The organism is Mammaliicoccus sp. Q-M61, from assembly GCF_022386055.1.
GTDB lineage: Bacteria > Bacillota > Bacilli > Staphylococcales > Staphylococcaceae > Mammaliicoccus > Mammaliicoccus sciuri_A.
This window is the reverse complement of sequence record NZ_JAJNJL010000023.1, coordinates 1-1,493: the sequence shown is the minus strand read 5'-3', so window position 1 is coordinate 1,493 and position 1,493 is coordinate 1. Positions and strand designations below refer to the sequence as shown.

Annotated in this window: 2 protein-coding genes; both read left to right on the top strand. The window is 29.0% G+C overall.

The window, feature by feature from the left end; all coding sequences use genetic code 11:
- Window positions 1-55 precede the first annotated feature (55 nt).
- Window positions 56-592, top strand: a complete 537-nt coding sequence (locus LQ677_RS14485) for a transposase (protein WP_239749096.1) — start codon at window positions 56-58, stop codon at window positions 590-592.
- Window positions 589-1,464 (top strand): IS3 family transposase, encoded by an 876-nt coding sequence (locus LQ677_RS14480; protein WP_308193345.1) that lies wholly within the window; start codon window positions 589-591, stop codon window positions 1,462-1,464. Before LQ677_RS14485 ends, LQ677_RS14480 begins: the two co-directional genes overlap by 4 nt.
- The last annotated feature ends 29 nt before the right edge of the window (window positions 1,465-1,493 follow it).

Sequence of the window (1,493 nt, the reverse complement as noted above, 5' to 3'; positions counted from 1 at the left end):
TGATGTGAACCCAAATATTTGACCTAAACAAATCAAACTATTGGGGTGCATTCTTATGAGGAAAAAGTATGATTTTAAATTCAAAATAAAACTTGTAAAAGAATATTTAGAAGGACATCAAAGTTATAGAACAATTGCTTTAAAATATGGTGTTTCAAGTTGGTCTGTCCTTCGGATTTGGGTCAATCAATATAAAGAGTTTGGAGAAGAAGGTTTAGAAATAAAAAGTAGAAATACTGTTTATACTAGCGAATTTAAATTATCTGTTTTAAAATTTAGACAAGAAAATATGTTGTCTTATCAAGATACTGCGAATCACTTTAGGATTATTAATCCTATTATCATTGCCAATTGGCAACATCAATTTGATGAAAAGTGTCGTCTTGATATAGATAATAAACAAAAGGGACGATCTCACACTATGACTAAAAAACGATCTAAATCAGATAATAAAAATTTACCTCTAAATGAAAATGAACGTGAAGAACTTGAAAGACTTAGAAATGAAGTCGAGACTTTAAAGGCAGGTATAGCTTATCAAAAAAAGTTACAGGCCTTGACCGACATTTACGGAAGCAAAAATCAGAAATAGTAAAGGTCATTAAGGCATTACATGAAATTTATAATATACGATTAAGTATCTTATTTAAAGTCGCTCAAATAGCTAAATCTGTATACTATTATTGGATAAATCAATTTAGTAAAGCTGATAAAGATGAAACATTGATTCAAGTAATAAAAGAAATATGTGAAGAATCTAACCATACCTATGGTTATCGTCGTGTTACGCAAGCACTAAGAAATAGAGGTCTTATCGTAAATCATAAAAAAGTACTAAGAATCATGAAAGAATATAATCTAACTTGTACAAAGTTTACACATAGAGGCCGTAAGTATCGTTCCTTTAAAGGTAAAGTTGGTAAAGTAGCTCAAAATATATTAAATCGTAGATTTAAAACAAGTCTCCCATTTCAAAAAGTCGTAACAGATATTACAGAGTTCAAATTAATAAATGGTCAGAAATTATATTTATCACCTTTTATGGACTTATATAGTTCAGAGATTATCAGCTTTAAAATTTCAAGTCGTCCTACATTAGATATAGTCATCAATCCATTAAAAGAAATGATAGAGCGTCGTCCAAAACTAGCCCACCGTTTAACGATTCATTCAGATCAAGGCTGGCATTATCAACATTCGCAATACACTAGATTATTAAAAGACCATAAAATATTTCAAAGTATGTCTAGAAAAGGTAATTGTCTAGATAATTCAGTTATGGAAAACTTTTTTGGGTTACTTAAACAAGAAATGTATTATGGCCAAGAATTTAAAGATTTTCAAGATCTTGAACAAGCTATTCATCGATATATCAATTTTTATAATAACGAAAGAATCAAATCAAAATTAAAAGGCTTATCTCCCAAAAATTACAGGAGACAAACCTTTGAAATAATATACTAATTAAGGTTTAGATTTTTGGGTTCAGTACA